Annotated in this window: 13 protein-coding genes; 9 read left to right on the top strand and 4 right to left on the bottom strand. The window is 56.4% G+C overall.

Annotation, left to right across the window (positions count from 1 at the left end; all coding sequences use genetic code 11):
* Window positions 1-32 precede the first annotated feature (32 nt).
* The 7 genes from ACRZ9X_RS05315 to ACRZ9X_RS05285 all read left to right on the top strand — a co-directional run bounded on the left by ACRZ9X_RS05315 (window position 33) and on the right by ACRZ9X_RS05285 (window position 6,610).
* The gene (locus ACRZ9X_RS05315) at window positions 33-1,190 is read left to right on the top strand and encodes an OmpP1/FadL family transporter (protein WP_480516529.1); all 1,158 of its coding nucleotides are present in this window, start codon (window positions 33-35) and stop codon (window positions 1,188-1,190) included.
* Window positions 1,191-1,293: 103 nt separating this feature from the next.
* Complete coding sequence (locus tag ACRZ9X_RS05310; protein ID WP_480516527.1) at window positions 1,294-2,190, top strand: DMT family transporter; 897 nt, start codon at window positions 1,294-1,296, stop codon at window positions 2,188-2,190.
* 51 nt (window positions 2,191-2,241) lie between these two features.
* Window positions 2,242-3,114, top strand: a complete 873-nt coding sequence (locus ACRZ9X_RS05305) for an ATPase (protein WP_480516525.1) — start codon at window positions 2,242-2,244, stop codon at window positions 3,112-3,114.
* 38 nt (window positions 3,115-3,152) lie between these two features.
* Window positions 3,153-4,070: a homoserine O-acetyltransferase MetA gene (metA, locus tag ACRZ9X_RS05300; RefSeq protein WP_480516523.1), complete on the top strand. Its 918-nt coding sequence runs from the start codon at window positions 3,153-3,155 to the stop codon at window positions 4,068-4,070.
* Window positions 4,060-5,013 carry an alpha/beta fold hydrolase gene (locus ACRZ9X_RS05295; protein ID WP_480516521.1) on the top strand — a complete coding sequence of 318 codons (954 nt, stop codon included), beginning with the start codon at window positions 4,060-4,062 and terminating at the stop codon, window positions 5,011-5,013. The genes metA and ACRZ9X_RS05295 overlap by 11 nt, the downstream gene beginning before the upstream one ends.
* Window positions 5,014-5,062: 49 nt before the next feature.
* On the top strand, window positions 5,063-5,932 hold the full coding sequence (gene ppk2 / locus ACRZ9X_RS05290; RefSeq protein ID WP_480516519.1) for a polyphosphate kinase 2: 870 nt from the start codon (window positions 5,063-5,065) through the stop codon (window positions 5,930-5,932).
* Window positions 5,933-5,995: 63 nt separating this feature from the next.
* A complete protein-coding gene (locus tag ACRZ9X_RS05285; RefSeq protein ID WP_480516518.1) occupies window positions 5,996-6,610 on the top strand; it encodes a TetR/AcrR family transcriptional regulator in 615 nt (204 codons plus the stop codon).
* 59 nt (window positions 6,611-6,669) lie between these two features.
* Here the strand turns inward: ACRZ9X_RS05285 and ACRZ9X_RS05280 are convergent, their stop codons facing one another.
* Window positions 6,670-7,719, bottom strand: a complete 1,050-nt coding sequence (locus ACRZ9X_RS05280; protein ID WP_480516516.1) for a patatin-like phospholipase family protein — start codon at window positions 7,717-7,719, stop codon at window positions 6,670-6,672.
* Between the two features lie 328 nt (window positions 7,720-8,047).
* On the opposite strand from ACRZ9X_RS05280, the gene ACRZ9X_RS05275 reads away from it, so the two are divergent.
* Together ACRZ9X_RS05275 and ACRZ9X_RS05270 are read left to right on the top strand one after the other, a co-directional pair.
* Window positions 8,048-8,971 (top strand): SMP-30/gluconolactonase/LRE family protein, encoded by a 924-nt coding sequence (locus ACRZ9X_RS05275; RefSeq protein WP_480516514.1) that lies wholly within the window; start codon window positions 8,048-8,050, stop codon window positions 8,969-8,971.
* Window positions 8,972-9,107: 136 nt separating this feature from the next.
* Window positions 9,108-12,296 carry an ATP-binding protein gene (locus tag ACRZ9X_RS05270; RefSeq protein WP_480516512.1) on the top strand — a complete coding sequence of 1,063 codons (3,189 nt, stop codon included), beginning with the start codon at window positions 9,108-9,110 and terminating at the stop codon, window positions 12,294-12,296.
* Here ACRZ9X_RS05270 and ACRZ9X_RS05265 read toward each other — a convergent pair.
* Genes ACRZ9X_RS05265 through ACRZ9X_RS05255 form a run of 3 tightly spaced genes read right to left on the bottom strand, consistent with a single transcriptional unit; the run spans window position 12,285 to window position 15,468 of the window.
* Window positions 12,285-13,724: a hypothetical protein gene (locus ACRZ9X_RS05265; RefSeq protein WP_480516510.1), complete on the bottom strand. Its 1,440-nt coding sequence runs from the start codon at window positions 13,722-13,724 to the stop codon at window positions 12,285-12,287. The two genes, ACRZ9X_RS05270 and ACRZ9X_RS05265, sit on opposite strands and share 12 nt — an antisense overlap.
* The gene (locus ACRZ9X_RS05260; protein WP_480516508.1) at window positions 13,721-14,437 is read right to left on the bottom strand and encodes a hypothetical protein; all 717 of its coding nucleotides are present in this window, start codon (window positions 14,435-14,437) and stop codon (window positions 13,721-13,723) included. The genes ACRZ9X_RS05265 and ACRZ9X_RS05260 overlap by 4 nt, the downstream gene beginning before the upstream one ends.
* Window positions 14,434-15,468 (bottom strand): catalase, encoded by a 1,035-nt coding sequence (locus tag ACRZ9X_RS05255; RefSeq protein WP_480516506.1) that lies wholly within the window; start codon window positions 15,466-15,468, stop codon window positions 14,434-14,436. The genes ACRZ9X_RS05260 and ACRZ9X_RS05255 overlap by 4 nt, the downstream gene beginning before the upstream one ends.
* Window positions 15,469-15,525 lie beyond the last annotated feature (57 nt).

Below are 15,525 nucleotides of genomic sequence, written 5' to 3'. Positions count from 1 at the left end.
CTGGGCAGGTGGACAGGTAAAGGGAGAAGGAAATGAGGAAAGCGCTATTGAGCGCTTGCGCGTTGTGTGCTGGGGCAACAGCTGCGCAAGCCGGGGGGCTTGATCGCAGCGGGCAGGGAATCAACCTGATCTTCGAAGAAGGATCAGCGGTTCAATTCAGCCTTGGATACACGACACCGGACGTCAGCGGGACACTGGGCGGCGTAGATTCGGGCAACGTCACCGAGAACTTCTTTTCGCCGGGCCTTGGATACAAACGTGCGCTGACCGATAAACTGGATTTCGCCCTGATTTATGACCAGCCCTTTGGCGCGGACGTATCTTATGGCGCGAATTACCCGCTCTCTCAAAACCCGTTGGCTGCTATTGGGGGGCGACCCGGTGTGCTGGCAGCAGAGGCGGATGTTGATGCGTTGTCAGCGGTATTCCGCTACAAGTTCGACAACGGGTTCAGCGCTATCGGCGGCATTCGGGCGCAGCGTGTGGATTCCAACGTAACCGTGCCCGCGGCCACCGGTTATGAATTTGATGCCGACGCCGAGGTCGACTTTGGTTACCTGATCGGTGTCGCATGGGAAAAGCCGGAAATCGCCGCGCGCGTTTCGCTGGTTTATAACTCGAAAATCACGCATGACATTCGGGCGCGTGAATCATTTGACGATCCTGCAGGCATCATCGTGATACCGGGCATCGGACCAGTTCCGACATCGGTCCAGAGGCAGAATGTTCGCACAACGACCGAGGTGGAAACACCGCAGTCGATCAACCTGGATTTTCAGACCGGCGTCGCACCGCGCACCTTGGTTTTCGGCTCGGTTCGCTGGGTGGATTGGCCTCAGACTGTCGTGCAGCCTCCGGAGTTTTTCCGTATCACCGGCACCAACCTCGTCGACTATGATGACGACACGTTCACATACTCGCTGGGTATGGGCTATCAGTTTACCGATGCATTCGCCGGTGCCTTTACGGTCGGGTATGAAACCTCCGAAGGTTCGACCGTGTCGGACCTCGGCCCGACCGACGGTTTCTGGAGCTTTGGGGTCGGCGGGACCTACTCGCTTGAAAATGCGCAGATTTCTGGCGGTATTCGCTACACCGATATTGGCGACGCCACCACAAACCAGGGCGCCGAGTTCAGCGGCAACGAAGCCTGGAGCGTCGGCATTCAGATCACATACGCGCTGAACTAAACGCGCAGCATAACTTTCAAATTGCAAAAGCCCTGCCACCGTCGGCGGGGCTTTTCGCATGTTTCGGGTCGCGTCAAACCTGATAGTCTGAAAAGACGGTCTCATGAACACTCCGATTGCCCTATCCCGCCGCGTCTGGTTCGAACTTGTTTTGCTCGGCGTCATCTGGGGTGCCTCGTTTCTGGCCATTCGCATCGCACTGGATGATATCCCCGTCATGACCTCGGTTTTTCACAGGGTGTTCTGGGCGTCACTGGCGCTGTGGATGGTGATTTGGATTCAGGGGCAGAAAATCCCCATCACACCTCAAATCTGGGGCGCATTTCTGGTTATGGGGCTTTTGAACAACGTTCTGCCGTTTTCGCTTATGGCATGGGGGCAGCTATTCGTTTCTACGGGTCTGACTTCGATCCTGAACGCGGCGACGGCAATTTTCGGCGTACTGCTGGCAGCGCTTTTCTTCAAGGATGAAAGACTGACCCTGTCTCGTCTGACGGGGGTCGGGTTGGGGTTTCTGGGCGTGTCCATCGTCATCGGTCTGCGTCAATTCACGGAATTCAACCCGAGCAGTCTGGCGCAGATCGCCATCCTCGCTGGCACCGTCAGCTATGCACTGGCCGCAGTTTGGGCCCGTCGCCACCTGTCCGGGCTCGCGCCCCAAGTTGCGGCGGCCGGAATGCTGACCACCTCGGCAGTGATGATGGTGCCGATCACCCTGATGATCGATGGCCCACCTGATCTGGTCTTACCCTTCAAAACCTGGGTCGCGATCGCTTACTATTCTCTGATCGCAACAGCCGGGGCCTATCTGCTGTATTACCGAGTTCTGGTCAGGGCGGGCAGTGGCAATCTGCTGCTGGTCACGCTGATCATCCCACCGGTTGCCATCGTTTTGGGTGCGTTGATCCGCAACGAAACGCTACCCTCATATGCTTACCTGGGTTTTGCCATTCTGGCCCTCGGGCTGCTTATTCTCAGCCGATACGGGCGCCGTGATTGACGACACGGCCTGCCCGATTTAGCTAGGGCAAAAAGCAAGGAATGGCGGATTATGATCTACAACTCGGCAAAGGACTGGCGCGACGCGGCGCGCAAAAAAGTGCTGTTTTTCGGCATGTCCGGACTGGGTAAAACCTATATGTCCAATATCCTGCGCGATTCCGGGAACTGGTTTCACTACTCCATCGATTACCGTATCGGCACGCGTTATATGGGGGAATACATCACCGACAACGCCAAGGCCGAGGCGATGAAGGTGCCGTTTCTGCGCGAGCTTCTGCTGTCAGATTCAATTTATATCGGTTCGAACATCTCGTTCGAGAACCTGACCCCCGTTTCCGCCTATCTGGGCAAACCGGGAAACCCGGATCAAGGCGGTCTGGAAATTGCCGAGTACCGCAACCGTCAGGAACAGTTCCGCCTGGCCGAGATTCATGCGTTGTTGGACACGAAGTACTTCATCGACCGTGCCGAACGGCTTTACAAATATCCGAATTTCATCTGCGACACCGGGGGATCGATCTGTGAATGGGTCGAACCGAACGATCCAAACGATCAGGTCCTTTCAGAGCTTTCGCGCCACACATTGATGATCTGGATCGAAGGCGATGAGGCACATACAGAGGAATTGATCCGACGTTTCGACAGAGCCCCAAAGCCGATGTCCTATCAGGCCGAGTTTCTGACCACGGCCTGGGACGGCTATCTGGCCGAAAACGGATGCGCCGCGCATGAGGTCGACCCCGACGCTTTCATTCGCTGGACCTATTCACGGGCGCTGAACCACAGGAAGCCGCGATATGCCGCTATGGCAAAAAACTGGGGCGTGAAAGTCACGGCAAACGACATTGCAAAAGTGCGCGATGCGGGGGATTTCGATGAGTTGATCGAACAAACCCTTGAGCACCGTGCAAACCGCGCCTAAGTTCCAGAATTCATTCATATACTCAGCAGCGTGCTCCCATGCCCATCAAGATTCCTTCCGACCTGCCTGCCTTTGACGTCCTGACGCAGGAAGGCGTTATGGTCATGGCCGAAGATCAGGCGGCCCGGCAGGATATCCGCCCCCTGCGGATCGGTTTGTTGAATCTGATGCCCAAGAAAATCCAGACCGAGAACCAGTTCGCCCGACTAATCGGTGCAACCCCGCTGCAGATCGAGCTGTCCTTGATCCGGATGACCGAACACCAGACCAAGAACACTGCTGCCGAACACATGGCCGAATTCTATCACCCGTTCCAGGAGGTCAAGGATCAAAGATTCGACGGCCTGATCATTACCGGCGCTCCGATCGAACATCTGGAATTTTCCAACGTCACCTATTGGGATGAAATCAGAGAAGTCTTTGATTGGACACAGACAAACGTGCATTCGACCTTAGGTGTGTGTTGGGGTGGCATGGCCATGATCAATCACTTCCACGGTGTAAAAAAGCATATGCTGGACGCCAAGGCTTTTGGGTGTTTCCGGCACCAGAATCTGGATCCGGCCTCTCCGTTTCTGCGTGGATTTTCCGATGACTGCGTTATCCCCGTCAGCCGCTGGACCGAGATGAAGCAGGCCGAGATTGATGCAGCCCCGGGTCTGACCACCCTGCTGGGCAGTGATGAGGTCGGCCCCTGTCTGGTCCAAGACACGGCGCACCGTGCGCTCTATATTTTCAACCATTTCGAATATGACAGCGACACGCTGAAACAGGAATATGATAGGGACATCAGCAACGGCACGCCGATAAACGTTCCAATGAACTATTATCCGGATGATGACCCAAACCGCGAGCCGCAAAACCGGTGGCGCAGTCATGCCCACCTTCTTTACGGCAACTGGATCAACGCTATCTATCAGTCCACACCATTCGAGATGGATAAAATTGGCCGGTAAAATTCTGATATCGTTATGTGTCTTCCTTTTTGGCCTGGCGGTCGTGGTGGTGTGGCAAAACCGCCAGCGCGAATCCCGGGCCGAGGCCGCCTTTCCGCCTGAGGGCGAGATATTGCAGGTCGATGGCGTCGCCGTTCACGCGGTGGTGATGGGCGAAGGCCCCGATGTGGTCCTGATTCACGGCTCCAGCGGCAATACGCGGGATATGACTTTCGCGCTGGCTCCGATACTCGCCGAGTATTTCCGGGTGATCGTCTTCGACCGCCCCGGTTTGGGCTATTCCGAAAGCTTCAACCCCAAGGGTGAAACTATTGTTGAACAAGCAGACATTCTGCAGAAGGCGGCAGCCCAGCTTGGGGCTGACAAGCCGATTGTAGCCGGTCAGAGTTACGGTGGTTCGGTGTCTCTGGCCTGGGCCGTGACGCGACCCGACAATATCTCGGCCCTGGTGCTTATCGCACCGGCAGCGATCCCGTGGGAGACCCCGCTGGACGGGTTCAATTCCATTGCATCAACGGGCGCAGGCAACGCCTTCGCCCTGCCCGTGATTGGCGCGTTTGTACCGGATTGGTACGTGGACAAGGCTTTGGACCGCGTGTTTGCCCCGCAAAAGGCGCCCGAAGGTTATTCCGAACATTTCGGACCGGGTCTGACCATGCGACGCGCCTCCATGCACGCCAACGCCAAGCAGCGGGCCAATCTGCTGGATGAGGTCACCGCACTTCAACCGCGCTACAGCGAAATTTCAGTACCGACCGAGATCGTTTTCGGAAATGCGGATACGACTGTCAAACTGGACTGGCATGTGCCCAAGCTTCTGGAACAAATTCAGGGCGCCGAGCTGATCGAGTTGGACGGGATCGGGCATATGCCACAGGTCGTGGCGGCCCCCGAGGTCGCAGCGGCCATCCAACGCGCTGCCGAACGCGCGGGTTTGCGTTAAACCCATCGGTAATCCATAGTAAGTTATGGATTTTATGACGAGGCCGGACATGACCCGTTCAGAAAAAGGCGCGATTGAGGCCTACTTTCAGAAAGACGCGCCCAAAGCGATCCGAACCGCGATTGAAGATGCCAAGAAAGGCGAAATCCTAAATCCTTCGTATCCCTATTCCGATAAGATGAAGACCAAGGACTATCTGGCGCAGATGGAGGCGCTGCAGATCGAACTGGTCAAGATGCAGTCCTGGGTCAAAGCCTCGGGCAAACGGGTTGCAATTCTGTTCGAAGGCCGGGATGCCGCCGGAAAAGGTGGCACGATCAAACGGTTCCGCGAAAACCTGAACCCAAGGGGCGCGCGCAATGTCGCGCTGAGCAAACCGTCGGATGCGGAAAGCAGCCAATGGTACTTCCAGCGATACATACAGCATCTGCCTTCGGCGGGCGAAGTCGTGTTTTTTGATCGCAGCTGGTACAATCGGGGCGTTGTCGAAAATGTCTTTGGCTTTTGCACCACAAAGGAACGTGAGCGTTTTTTTCGTCAGGTTCTGCCTTTGGAAACCGGGTTTGTAAATGACGGAATCCTGCTTTTCAAATTTTGGCTCAACGTTGGTCGGGCAGAACAATTGAACCGCTTTCTGGCGCGCGAGACCGATCCGCTGAAACAGTGGAAGCTCAGCCCGATTGATGTTGCTGGGTTGCATAAATGGGACGAGTATACCGACTCGATCCACGAAACCCTGACCCGTACGCATACCGATTTATGTCCTTGGACAATCGTGCGTTCAGACGACAAGAAACGGGCCCGTCTGGCCGCGATCCGCACGGTTCTAAGCGCCGTGGATTATGACGAGAAAGACGCCAAGGCGGTTGGGCAGCCTGACCCTGAAATCTGCGGCGGGCCGGATATTTGGGATGCGTAGGGTGACCGAAACGTACTGTCTAGCTCGTCCCCGATCAGATCACCAAACGGGCCCGAGACCTGCATGACCAAGCGCGGCTATCACCATGGCAATCTGAAACAGGCGTTGATCGAAGCTGCGCTGTCTTTGATCGAAGAAAAAGGACCAACGGGGTTCACCCTGTCAGAAGCAGCCAAGACCGCTGGTGTCACGCCAGCGGCTGTCTATCGCCATTATCACGGGCGCGAGGACCTGATTGCCGAGGCTGCGCGACAGGGTTTCGAGATGTTCGCCGATCTGATGCAATATGCCTATGACAAGGGCCAACCCTCGGCCCTTGCCGCGTTCGAAGCGACGGGCCGGGCCTATCTGGCCTTCGCGCGTAAGCATCCCGGGCATTACATCGCGATGTTTGAAAGTGGTATCTCGGTGAACCGTACGCCCGAACTCGCCCTGGCCGCCAACCGCGCCAAGCAGGTTCTTGAGAAAGCGGCCTCGGACCTGTCGCAGCATATCCCGCCGGAAAAACGCCCACCGGCATCCATGTTCAGCGCCCATATCTGGGCCATGAGCCATGGTGTGGTAGAACTATATGCCCGTAACACCGGCGCAACGTCGCCCTTCCCGCCCGAAGATCTGTTGGAATCCGGTATCGGCATTTACCTGCGGGGTTTGGGGCTGGTTGCACAGGACGACTGATCGCAACAGACGCGTTTCAGCGTCTGCTGGTTCCGCAAACCATGCTGACCGACCGCGACCTACCAAGTGTGCAACATCTCGACCGTACGCGTCCATTCCTTACTATTGCGCGCGATCTCGTAAGCTTCGTCCATCAGGGTAAAGCTCCGGGGCTCGATCTTTGCCAGCCCGACTGTTTTTGACAACGGAGGGTCAAGACGGGCCAGCTGATCCTTTAGCACCAGATGGGCAATCCAGAACTGGTTCTCGGCGGATGTCGACAGGCCAAGTTCCAAAAGCGCGCCAGTCGGCACGTCAGAGGTAACGCCGAACCATTTCAGAAGACCCCAGTCTTCGGGCGTCTTGAACGTATCCTCTGCAATGGCGGTGGGCTGGCGGCCCGTCCCGACCGAGGCCACCTGAATATTATCCAGATGTACCCCTTTCTGCGTGGCCACCGCGATGTTGATCCCATTCAGAACCGGGTTGTTGGCGAACATACCGCCATCCGCAAAATACCCGTAATCGCGACCGGAAGATTCGATCCGGTGCGGCGGGAAATAGGTCGGCGCCGCTGAGGTTGCCATCGCCACATCCAGCAGCTTGATATCGCTCATATCAATCCAGGGGCCTTCGGTAACCATCTGATTTGTCATCGTAAACGGTGCCCATCCCACCTTGTCATTCAGATGAAGGCAAACCGTAGTCACGGCCAGTATGATATCTTTGGAAATAGACCCGATGGTGCGGTCCCCGACCAGCTCGTAGCCGATCTTCTCCAGCCCAGCTGAGGAAAATTGCGCGGCGGTGACACCCGGGCCGCCGGTCAGATGAAACCGTTTGAGCACCTCATCCAGCGCCTTGTCGAACAGAGAACGCTCGTTTTCCAGAAAAATCTGTTCGGCTTTGTCGTGGTAAAGCGAAATGAGTTCTTTCACCAAATCCGACATGTTTTTACCGCGTGTCCGGCCATCAGCCAGCACCACGGAAATCAGACCGCCCGTCGACGTCCCGGCGAATCCGTTCGCACTGTCCAGAAAACCGGTCTCTTCATGCAATCCCTGGAGGATAAGGCATGTCAGATAGCCCCGAATTCCGCCCCCATCACAGGAAACAAGTTTAAATGTCATGGCTACTCCAATGCTCTAATGAAATCGGGACAACTGTTATGTTGTGGTACAGGAATTCGGGCCTGAAAAGGATAAAATCTGCACCACGCTCAAAATACTTGCGTGGCAAAGAACGCCATGCGCTGGCTTTGACATACGTAAAGAATGACGTTTAATACATTGCAATTCATAATTATTACACGAGAAACAGCGCTGTTGCCCGAGTGAACTCTACTAGATAACCTGATCCCAAAGCCGCAAGGCCGCTTCATTTTTCACGCAAGACAGTCCTTAATATCCTAATTATTCTTGAAACTATAGAACCGGCACACGCCGAAGGGAGAGTTCAATGGCACTACAGTTGGAAGAAGTCGCAAGCGGTCTGGGATTCCCCGAGGGTCCCGTGGCAATGAATGATGGCTCGGTTCTTTATGTCGATATCAAGAACGAAACCCTGATGCGATTGATGCCCGACCAATCTCTGGTCAAGGTGGCGGATCTTCCGGGTGGTCCCAACGGAACTGCCATTGGGCCCGATGGCGCGGCCTATGTGTGCAACAATGGCGGGGTCTACACTTTTGTCGAAGAGCCGACCCTCAAAATCACAGTCCCGTCGTCTGACCGGCCAAACTATATCGGCGGATCAATCCAGCGTGTCGATTTAAAAACCGGCGAGGTCACGGATCTTTATTACAAATACAAAGGCAAGTGCTTGATATCACCCGATGATATTGTTTTCGACAAAGAAGGTGGCTTCTGGTTCACCGATACTGGCATGCAACATGCCGAAAGCAGTGAGTTCGGGGCCGTTTATTACGCCACCATCGACGGAAAAAAGCTGATCCACGCGGCCACAGTTCCGACGGCGAACGGCATCGGGTTGTCGCCAGATGGCACAAAGCTTTTCGTGTCCGACACCGTTTTTGGCCGCCTCTGGGTTATGGATATCGAAGGGCCCGGCAAGCTGAAACCCGGCGCATTGCCGGGAACCCCCGGAAACGTCGTGCAAACCCTGAACGGTTTCCAGTGGCTCGACAGCCTCAAGGTCGAGGCCGACGGGCGTGTCTGTGTCGCGACCTTGTTCACCGGGGGTATTACCGTCTTCAGTGCTGATGGAAGCACTGAACATCTACAGGTCCCCGACCCGATGACAACCAACCTGTGCTTTGGTGGTGCGGACATGGATGACGTCTGGATCACAGCCTCGGGTACTGGAAAGATCTACAAGACAAAGTGGCCGCGCCCGGGGCTGAAGTTGAATTTCACGGCTTAGACGTCGATCTAATACTTTAAATTGAATGCCTTACACTTTAGCACAGCCCTAAGGTGTGATGCGGCGATTCCGGTTGCGTTAACCTCACGTCAGGCGCTAGCCGATTCAATTTTAGTTGTGTTAAGCAAGTCGTACCATGGCAAAGGCTGCTGAAAATTCGGTGTCGTCGTCGACGCATTTGGGCGAACGTCGCCTGGTATCGGTGCTGTTCACCGATATGGTTGGGTATACCGCGATTGTGGACAGCCTGGGCGGTGAAAAGACCGTTCAGTTTACGCGCATGGTCTATGAAATGCTCAAAGGCATCGTCGAAGACCATGGCGGCGTGGTGCGCGGCTTTGCCGGGGACAGCATCATGGCCGTCTTTGGCATCCCCGAAGCACTGGAAGACGCGGCCCTGCGTGCCTGCCGGGCCGGTATGGCCATACACACGGCCTTCGAAGACGCAGGCGACGATATCGAATCCCGCTTTGGCGTCCGGCCCGTAATGCGGGTCGGGGTCAGCTCTGGCTCAGTCGTTATGGCGAAAGTCGAAGGCGAAGGGGCCGAGATGACCGCCGTGGGCAACACCGTCAATCTGGCCTCACGCATTCAGGATTTGGCCCCCGAAGGGCGAACTCTGATTTGCGATGCGACCCGACGGCTTGTGGAATGGCTTGTGGATCTCAGCTTTGACGGCGAACATAAGATCAAGGGTGTCCCGCGCGAACAAAAGCTGTGGTTGCTTGAGGCCATTCACGCCGGGGCATCCCGGTTCGATGCGTCCCTCGCGAGGGGGCTCAGTCAGTATGTTGGACGCGATGATGAACTGACCGCTCTGACCCAGGCGCTTGAGAACTGCCATGAAAGCATGCGAGTCGTCGATCTGGTCGCCGAGCCGGGCCTCGGCAAAACCCGCCTGGTACATGAATTTCTGGGCCGGGTGAAAACAGCCGAGACAATCATTTACCGCGGCCACTGCACCGCCGACGGGCAGCAAATGCCCTTCATGCCGTTTCTTGAGGTGATCCGGAACTCGTTCAACATTTATGACGAGGACGAACCGGATGAAATCGCTGAAAAACTACGGGCCGGTTTGGCTCGATCCGATCTTGAAACACCCGAGAATATCGGGCTTTTGATGAACCTTTTGGGTCAGAAACCGCCAAAAGGTTCGTTGGATGGCCTAGACGGGGTTCTGATCGGTTTGCGCACACGGGATTTGTTGCCTGCCCTGCTCAAGGCCCAATGCAAGCGCACCAAAGTGATTTTGCTGGTCGAGGATATTCACTGGATCGACGGTGCATCAGCCGAGATGATGCAGACGCTCATTGATGAAGATGATACCGCGAACCTGCTTATCCTGCACACAAGGCGGCCCGAATATGCGCCCGGATGGCTGGGCAGCCGAGCCGCGATCACCCTGGCGCTGAAACCCCTGGACGAAACGGATTTCCGCCAATTGGCCTCGACCAGATTGGGTGTCAGCTCTTTGCCCGATGAACTGGTCCGGCAGGTTAGTGAACGCGCCGGAGGCAACCCCCTTTTCGCCGAAGAAGTCCTGAGCTTTCTGATCGAACAAGGCGCATTGCGCGTGGAATCGGGCCATGTGCTGTTCGACACCAGCCCGCAGGATCAAGGTTTGCCCGCCAGTATGCAAAGCCTGCTGTTGGCGCGGATCGAGCAGTTGCAACCCGAGGATCGGTTTCTGTTACAGGCGGCCTCGGCCATTGGTCGCGGGTTTGATCCCGGTCTGCTGTCTCTGGTCGCCTCCAGCCCGGACGAGATTGGTGCGGCGCTGCAAAGGCTGCAGGCGCACGATATCGTGTACCGCAAGGCCAACTCGTCGGATTACATGTTCAAGCACGTTCTGCTGCGCGACGCGGTATATCAAAGCCTTGTCAGCGCACGCAAAACCGAGCTTCATCTTGCCATTGCCACCGCGTTGGAACAGCGCAACGCCAACCGCCTGCCCGAGGCGGCGGAAACGCTGGCGCATCACTATGCGCGGACCGAGCGCACAGACAAAGCGTTCGAATACGCCGCACTTGCCGGGGCCAAAAGCCTTGGGGTGTTCTCGCACGATCAGGCCAACCAGTATTTCGCAGCAGCGATGGATCTGTATGAAAAAGACCCGGACTGCGCCAGCGATACTGCCTTTGCGGGTTTTCTGGCGAATTACGCGCTGTGTTCCAATATCTCGCTGGACGTTATGACCACCATCGGGTTGGCTCCGCGCATCCGTCCCATCCTTGGCAAAATCGGAGACAGCGAGGACCACGCGCTGTTTCTGCACCACTATGTTTCTTGCCTGGTCTGCAACAGCAAGTTCCTCGAAGCGCTGCGTGTTCAAAAGGAACTCACGGCCATGGCGGACCGTCTGGGCGATCCGAAATCCGTGGCCTACGCCATGGTCAACGAATTATCGGTGTCAATCTATTGCGCGCCCCTGCCAAACGCGGAATTCGAGGCCAAGAAGATCGAGATCGAACAGGCCCTGGCCAAGTTTGACGACGCGTATCTGCAGAACTTCTATCTGGCAACCGTGGGTTGGAACGAATTGACCCGTGGACGTGTGGTCAAGGCACGCGAAACCGCTGAACGTATGGTGGCCGTTGGTGAACAGAAGAACGACCCCCGCGCCCTTGGGTACGGCACCGCGATGAAAGCACTGGTGGCGGTGGTGACCGACGATCATCAGGCCGCCTTTGACCTGTCAGAAGAGGCCCTGCATCTGTCGCGCGCCGAATTTGAGCTTGCCATCGCCGAATCCTCTCGCGTTGCGGCGCTGGTGCCGTTGCAAAGACCGGATGCCCGGGAAAACGTGCAGGAATATGTCGATCTAATGCACACCAAGGGCAGTACTCTTTTTGCCGGCGTCCCTCAGACAATGCTGGGTGTGGCTCTTGCCATGGAAGGCCGCGTGGGCGAAGGGCTGCAGCAAATCGAGTCGACAATCGCCCAGCGTGAAGCCGAGGGCGCCTTTACCGCCGCCGACTGGAACCGCCTGTTCCTGAGCGAGGTATACCTGCAAATCCTGTCTGGCGACGGAGATGCCTCGCTGGGTGTATTGTTGCGGAACCTGCGGACGTTGCTGGGCGTCATGCTGAACGGCGAAAAGCGCATTGTCGCATTGATCGACAAGACGCGCGAAAATCCTCAGTTCGACCCGCAAGGCCACTACTTCGCGCGTGGCGAGATGATCCTTGGGCTTCTTTACAAACTGAAGAAAAAGAAGCCCAAGGCGCTGGAACACCTGAACCGGGCACATCATCTGATCGCACCCACAGGCACGTCCCCGATGCTGACACGGATCGAGGACGCGCTTGCCGAATTAGCTGCCTGAAGCCTCTTCCTGCTCACCCAGTTTCGACAGATACCGGATCGCATCCAGACTGGGCAGGAAGGTATACGCGCCACCTCTGGTGATGACGAACCGAGGGAAATTGCTGAGGCGAATACGTTCCTCGGACCCGGCAATGGTCATCTCGAACATGCTGGTTTCCGGAACGTTCGCGCCAAGCAGCGGATCATTTGTCCCTGTGATCTCAGGGTCTTGCAGGCCAAAGTTCAGCCAGTCACAAACTACGGCCTCAAACTGTGCGCCGTAATTTGCACCGATGAAGTTGCCCAGCAATCCGCGTTCCTCGTTGTCGCGCTTTGCGGCGGGATCAAAATCGGGGCCATAGGACATACCACGTCTGACCAGACGACGCGACCGGTTGGCAATGCGTTGTACGATCGGCCCTCCGCGCGGATTGACCCGACGCATATGCGATCCCGCCGGGCAGCGCGATTCACGCGTATAGTCGTAATTGGTCAGCGAAACACGATCGTCAGGCCATTGAGCGTTGGGTGACAGCTCATACGGTACGCCATTGCGCCAGCGCCCACACATTTGCGCCGCCACAACCTCTCGCAATGCGCCATGTCGATCCAGACCTTCACCGACGTCCTTTTCACATCCGGGCGGTAGTAACTTGTCGACCAGGGGATGATCCATCAGCTTGGTTGCTGCTTCGGTCAGATAGTCCTCGAACGCATGAACATCCTGCTTCAACACTCTGAAAGCGTTGAATGATCCAAACAGCCCCAGAGCTTCGGGTGTCGGAATACTGAACCGTAGCCCCTCGAAATGGGTCTGATATCCCAAAAGCGCCGTGCCCAGCGGATCCAGCGGCTCTTCAACCAGCGTCTGTTCAGGATCGACAATGCCTTTGAACTTGGGCTGAGAGATGCTGTCCCGGTAGCCGAAGAACACCTTGCCTTCCGGTAGATTTCGACCATTCCGCACCCCGAGAACATTGAAGGCCTTGGCAACCATCTTCTCGGTCGCGTCCAATCCCGCGTCATCATTGGCATAGACCGAGGCGATAATATGAACCCTGTCGGGCTTGTCGAACGGTGCCGGCCAATTTTCGGGCGCGCTTTCACCGAAATCACCCAGCTTTTCGGCCCTCTCAGCCATGCCATCAGCAAATTCCAGCGGAAACGTCGCCAAATCGCTTTCCGACACGCCTAGCGCGCGCAGGCCCTGAAAGGTGATGCCGATGTTAAAGCAAACTTCGGGTTTTACCTTCCACTTCGCGGACCGGGTAATGGCCGGGACATCGTCGCTTGTGCCATCCGCGGACGCCGCCAGAAACCGTCGCGCAGCCGCGCGGTCGGTGACCTCAAGAACGATATGGCGCACCAGATTGTTCGTATATCCGCGCAGAATGTTGCCCTGAATCTTTTCAGGATCGAATACGGGGTCTTTTACAACTTCGTTCACCAGCCCACTCCCAACTTGCGACGAATTTGCGCCGCCGAATATCCCGGATAGCCGCGATAGCCACCTCCGAGCGAAATGTTTTTGTTTGCATGTAACTGCAGGATCAGATCACGCGGCAGTGCCATCAGTTCATGCGGCGGATCGTTCGGTTTGCGACCGGCCTGTTCATCCTGAACGCCAAACAGATCAATGGCATAATCCGGCGCCTGAAACAGGTCGTGATCGCGCACCCAGTCGATAAAGGTTTCGACATTTTCCTCACAGGGATACAGGTTTTCGCCACCCTCGACCAAATGCATCAGGGCATCAAAAACGCTGCCGATGGTCGAAATGAAATCGCGGATATAATTGCTGAAATCACCGTCATAGACCGAAATCATGCAGATATGGTCACCGATCAGCAGGAACCGGGCCGAATGAACGGTGCCGACATTGTCGAGCCCTGCAAACACCTCGTCAACATTCGCCGCCAATGCCATGACCGCCTTTGCCCGTCCAACGGGCGACGGGTCTTTCAGCGGCATCAACAGGTTCATCATCCGTTGCGTGCTGTCGCTGGGCTGCGTGGTGATCCGGGGACCGCCGGGCAGCTTGGGTTTCGGATCGCGCCAAATCCAATAAGGCACCACGACGTATCTGGACAGGAACTGAAACCAGCCCCGCTCCGGAAGACTGTTGATATACTCGTTGAGCTTTCCGCTTTCCTTGCTCATTCTTCGGTCCCCCCCGTGCCACTGAATGGGCAGGGTATTCCCCCGCGCCGTTTGCTTGAAAACTCGTATACATCCCTGCGTATTCGCAGAATCGTATCCTCGGACGGCCTGATCCCGTCGGTCAGGTGGGTCGGGTTGAAGCTGAGTTTTTCGTTATGCGCCTCCTGATCTTCGGGAACGTTGTCCAACGTCAGAGTACCCATCATCACCCGCTTACGGTGTGGCGGCCATTGCTTGGTCGAGTCTTCAAAATCATCGCCTGTCTCACCGATAGTCATCATCAGCGAAAACCGCTCGATCCCTTTGGACAGCCGATCCTTGAGGTCCTTCTTGAGGTATTTGTCCTCGGGCGGCTCTTCCGGGTCTGTGCGCAACACGCCTGCAATGGGGGCCCAGTGAAAGCGCACATATCGGTCTGTGCCATCCGGCGCGGTGACGATGAAAGTGTGCACCGCGTGATAGGAGGCGCGCACATAGCTGACCGGCGCGCCGATGATCGAGGCCTGCAGCACCGCAGGTTGCGCCCATGCGTGTTTGTCGGCGAAAGCCGTCGCGCCTTCGTTGGGACGCTCGTCCTGCCCCGGATACGGGTCGGGCATAGGCAGTTGCAGCTTCAGGTAGCTGCGTATCTTGCTCCAGGCGCTTTCGATTTCGCAGGGCGCAGGGCGTGCATGCAGGGCGAATTCCAGAAATTTCTCTGGGTCCGGTGCAAAGAATACCGGCAAGGTCATGGCGATCAGGTCCGTGCTTTTGCCCGCGCCCAGATCGAACCGCACGGCCATGCCGCGCACATCCGACCAACCGTCATGTTCGGCGACAACTCCCATTCCGTTCGAGAAACGCACCGCAACAGGAACCGTTTCCGCCTGTTTGGTAAAATGCGCCGCCGTACAGAATTCCTGTGCAATCGCAGAGGCCTTGAAATGACCGGTCGCTCCGATGCCGACGGTGTGGACTGGCCGCCGTTTGGTACTGCCACCCGGCACGTCCAAAGCGTGCACAATATCTTCAACCAGTTTCGGATCTGACATGGATTCCCCCCAGAATCTTAAAATTGTTTTCGTATTGTTAACACTTTCCTCATAACA

It is taken from the genome of Ruegeria sp. AL1, assembly GCF_056540905.1.
Note: the sequence above shows the minus strand (reverse complement) of the source record. Positions and strands in the feature narration are given on the sequence as shown.

Bases quoted from the DNA above. Each gene is read 5' to 3' on its own strand.
- ACRZ9X_RS05255 (WP_480516506.1), bottom strand. From the start codon at position 15,468: ATGTCAGATCCGAAACTGGTTGAAGATATTGTGCACGCTTTGGACGTG.
- ACRZ9X_RS05270 (WP_480516512.1), top strand. From the start codon at position 9,108: ATGGCAAAGGCTGCTGAAAATTCGGTGTCGTCGTCGACGCATTTGGGC.
- ppk2 (WP_480516519.1), top strand. From the start codon at position 5,063: ATGACCCGTTCAGAAAAAGGCGCGATTGAGGCCTACTTTCAGAAAGAC.
- ACRZ9X_RS05315 (WP_480516529.1), top strand. From the start codon at position 33: ATGAGGAAAGCGCTATTGAGCGCTTGCGCGTTGTGTGCTGGGGCAACA.
- ACRZ9X_RS05280 (WP_480516516.1), bottom strand. From the start codon at position 7,719: ATGACATTTAAACTTGTTTCCTGTGATGGGGGCGGAATTCGGGGCTAT.
- ACRZ9X_RS05310 (WP_480516527.1), top strand. From the start codon at position 1,294: ATGAACACTCCGATTGCCCTATCCCGCCGCGTCTGGTTCGAACTTGTT.
- metA (WP_480516523.1), top strand. From the start codon at position 3,153: ATGCCCATCAAGATTCCTTCCGACCTGCCTGCCTTTGACGTCCTGACG.
- ACRZ9X_RS05285 (WP_480516518.1), top strand. From the start codon at position 5,996: ATGACCAAGCGCGGCTATCACCATGGCAATCTGAAACAGGCGTTGATC.
- ACRZ9X_RS05260 (WP_480516508.1), bottom strand. From the start codon at position 14,437: ATGAGCAAGGAAAGCGGAAAGCTCAACGAGTATATCAACAGTCTTCCG.
- ACRZ9X_RS05275 (WP_480516514.1), top strand. From the start codon at position 8,048: ATGGCACTACAGTTGGAAGAAGTCGCAAGCGGTCTGGGATTCCCCGAG.
- ACRZ9X_RS05305 (WP_480516525.1), top strand. From the start codon at position 2,242: ATGATCTACAACTCGGCAAAGGACTGGCGCGACGCGGCGCGCAAAAAA.